Below are 3,095 nucleotides of genomic sequence, written 5' to 3'. Positions count from 1 at the left end.
CGCCGCCAAAGACGCGGCGATGGTCACCACCCTCAACCTGGAGCCCGCCCGCTACGAGGGGCCGACCGGCATCCTCGGGGTGCTCCAGGACGTGTGCGCCAAGGCGGAGCTCCCGACGGTGTCGCTGTGGGCGGCGGTGCCGCACTACGTCGCGCAGCCGCCGTCGCCGAAGGCGACGCTCGCGCTGCTGCGCCGGGTCGAGGACCTGCTGGACGTGGCCGTCCCGCTGGGCGACCTGCCCGAGGAGGCGCGCGCCTGGGAGAACGGCGTGAACGAGCTCGCCGAGGAGGACTCCGAGGTCGCCGAGTACGTCCGGACGCTGGAGGAGCAGAAGGACGCGACCGAGCTGCCCGAGGCGAGCGGCGACGCCATCGCCCGCGAGTTCGAACGCTACCTGCGCCGCCGCGACCCCGGCTGATCCCCGCCGGGACGCGCGGAAGGCTTCGTCGGGGCCCTTGTCGACCGGAGGTCGGCAAGGGCCTTCGCTTGGCCGGAAAAGGACGTCTTGCGGCGCGGGCGGACGTGCGCAAGCATTCACTTACTAGCCGTCCGCCCCGTCCCGCTCTCGTCCCGTTCCCGCCCCTCGGACGGCTTCCGCACCCCCCCGGCGGAAGGAGCCCCGTGTCCGCCCCGGCCCCCGCCCAGACCCGCGACCGCGCCGTGCTGCGGCTGCTCGCCGCCGAGCCCGCCGTGATGCTCGCCGCGGGCCGCGCGCTGCTGCTCCAGGTCGCCCACCCCAAGATCGCCCAAGGCGTCGCCGACCACAGCGACCTGCGCGAACGGCCCCTGGACCGGCTGTTCGGCACGCTGGACTTCCTCATCATCGTCGCGTTCGGCACCGACGAGGAGGCCGCCCGCCTCGGCCGCGGCCTGCGCCGCCTGCACGACCGCGTCACCGGCCCCGGCTACTCCGGCAACGACCCCGACCTGCAGGCGTGGGTGAACGCCACCCTGACCGACGCCGCCCTCTACGTGTACGAGGACGTCCTGCGGTCCCCCTCCGGCGATCTCGGCGCGGACTACGTCGACCAGGCCCGGTACGTCGCCGAGGTGCTCGGCTGCCCGCCGGACGCGCAGCCCGCCGATCGCGAGGCGTTCCGCCGGTACTTCGACGGCACGGTCGCCTCGCTGGAGGTCACCGACGCCGGACGCGAGGTCATGCGGGCCGTCCTGTGGTCGCGGAAGCTGCGCTGGCTCGGCCCCGCGCTCTGGCTCAACCGGTTCGTCACCACCGGGCTGCTGCCCGAGCCGGTCCGCGTGCAGTACGGGCTGCCGTGGGGGCCGCGCCGCGACCGGTTCCTGTGGCTCCTGCTGCGCACCGGCGCGTTCTCCTACCGGCTCGTCCCCGGGCGGCTGCGCCGCGCGGGCGTCCCGCTGATGCTCTGGCGTTCCCGCAAGCGCATCGCGCGCAAGGCCCAGCGGGCCGGACGGCCGCGAACGCCCTGACCGACCCGGCGGGGCCGCGGGCGGCGAGACGGCACGAAAAGAGCCCCGGCCGGAAGCGGACGCGGGGCTCCTCTCCACGACTCCTACAGTTGGACGCCCAGCAGCGCGTCGGCGATCGCGCGGACCAGCGCGGGGGCCTCGGCGTCGTCACCGGCGCCGGCGAGCGCCGCCTCCGCCCAGGCGTCGATCGCGGCGATCGCGCCCGGCGCGTCCAGGTCGTCGGTGAGCCGCTCCCGGACGGTCTCCAGCACGCCCGCGGCGGACGGCCCGGCGGGCGCGGCGACCGCGGCCCGCCAGCGCCCGAGCCGCTCGGCGGCGGCGTCGAGCTGCCCGGTCGTCCACTCCCAGTCGGAGCGGTAGTGGTGCGCGAGCAGCGCCAGCCGGATCGCCATCGGGTCGGCGCCGGACCGCCGCAGCTTCGACACGAACACCAGGTTGCCCCGCGACTTGGACATCTTCTCGCCGTCCAGGCCGACCATGCCCGCGTGCACGTACGCGCGCGCGTGCGGGCGCTCGCCCGTCGCGACCTGCGCGTGCGCCGCGCCCATCTCGTGGTGCGGGAACGCCAGGTCCGAGCCGCCGCCCTCGACGTCGAACGCCATGCCGAGGTGCTCGACGGAGATCGCCGAACACTCGATGTGCCAGCCCGGGCGGCCCTTGCCGAACGGCGAGTCCCAGCCCGGCTCCCCCGGACGCTGCGCCAGCCACACCAGCGCGTCCAGCGGGTCGCGCTTGCCCGCCCGGTCCGGGTCGCCGCCGCGCTCGGCGAACAGCGGCCGCATCCTCTCCCGGGTGAGCCGGCTGACCTCGCCGAACCCCGGGTCGGACGCGACCGGGAAGTACAGGTCGCCGTCCACCTCGTACACCGCGTCGCGGGCCCGCAGCTCCTCGATCATCTTCACCACGAGCGGGATCGCCTCGACCGCCCCGATGTACTGGTCGGGCGGCAGCACCCGCAGCGCCGCCATGTCCTCGCGGAACAGCTCGATCTCCCGGTCGGCCAGCTCCCGCCAGTCCAGCCCGTCCCGCTCGGCGCGTTCCAGCAGCGGATCGTCGACGTCGGTGGCATTCTGCACGTAGTGGACCCGGCGGCCCTGGTCCCGCCACACGCGGTTCACCAGGTCGAACGCGAGGTAGGTGTTGGCGTGGCCCAGGTGCGTGGCGTCGTAGGGGGTGATCCCGCAGACGTACATCCGCGCGGTCGGCCCCGGATCGGTGGGCCGCGCCTCCCCGGCGGCGGTGTCGTGCAGTCGCAGCGGCCCGGCCGCGCCGGCCAGGCCGTCATCAGGGAGACTGGGAACTTCTGGAGCGGGCCACGATCGCATGATTGAACCTTATCCGTGCGCTCCGGATAGCTTGACACCGAGATCGTCCTGACCGTCCTGCCTTGTCCCCCAGCCCCCCGAACGGGTGGAACGGAGTCCGACCGAGTCCATGGCACGCCATCGCAAGTCGCGTGAGCGCCGCGGGCTGCCCCGCGCGGCGCGCGGCGGCCTCGCCGTCCTGGTCGCGCTGGTGCTCACCGTCGCGATCGTGCCCGCCGGTGGCCAGGCCGGCCCGGACGCGGCCGACGCCGGCCACGATCGCGACGGTCTCGTCCTGTCCGGTGCCGCCGATCCTGCCGAAGTTCATCGCGCCGAGCACCAGCG

General features: G+C 74.8%; 4 protein-coding genes. 3 read left to right on the top strand and 1 reads right to left on the bottom strand.

What is annotated here, in order from left to right; all coding sequences use genetic code 11:
- On the top strand, positions 1–418 hold a 418-nt coding region (locus AB0J52_RS33955), incomplete at its 5' end, for a PAC2 family protein (RefSeq protein WP_500186982.1).
- A gap of 203 nt (positions 419–621) precedes the next feature.
- A complete protein-coding gene (locus AB0J52_RS33950; RefSeq protein ID WP_500186980.1) occupies positions 622–1,446 on the top strand; it encodes an oxygenase MpaB family protein in 825 nt (274 codons plus the stop codon).
- 83 nt (positions 1,447–1,529) lie between these two features.
- On the opposite strand, the gene mshC is transcribed toward AB0J52_RS33950, so the two are convergent.
- A complete protein-coding gene (mshC, locus tag AB0J52_RS33945; protein WP_500186979.1) occupies positions 1,530–2,771 on the bottom strand; it encodes a cysteine--1-D-myo-inosityl 2-amino-2-deoxy-alpha-D-glucopyranoside ligase in 1,242 nt (413 codons plus the stop codon).
- A gap of 109 nt (positions 2,772–2,880) precedes the next feature.
- On the opposite strand from mshC, the gene AB0J52_RS33940 reads away from it, so the two are divergent.
- A partial coding sequence (locus AB0J52_RS33940) for a hypothetical protein (RefSeq protein ID WP_500186978.1) occupies positions 2,881–3,095 on the top strand: 215 nt, incomplete at its 3' end.

The organism is Spirillospora sp. NPDC049652 (assembly GCF_040675125.1).
In the GTDB taxonomy this organism is placed as follows: domain Bacteria; phylum Actinomycetota; class Actinomycetes; order Streptosporangiales; family Streptosporangiaceae; genus Spirillospora.
The sequence above is the reverse complement of the archived record's forward strand: the minus strand, read 5'-3'. Positions and strand labels throughout refer to the sequence as shown.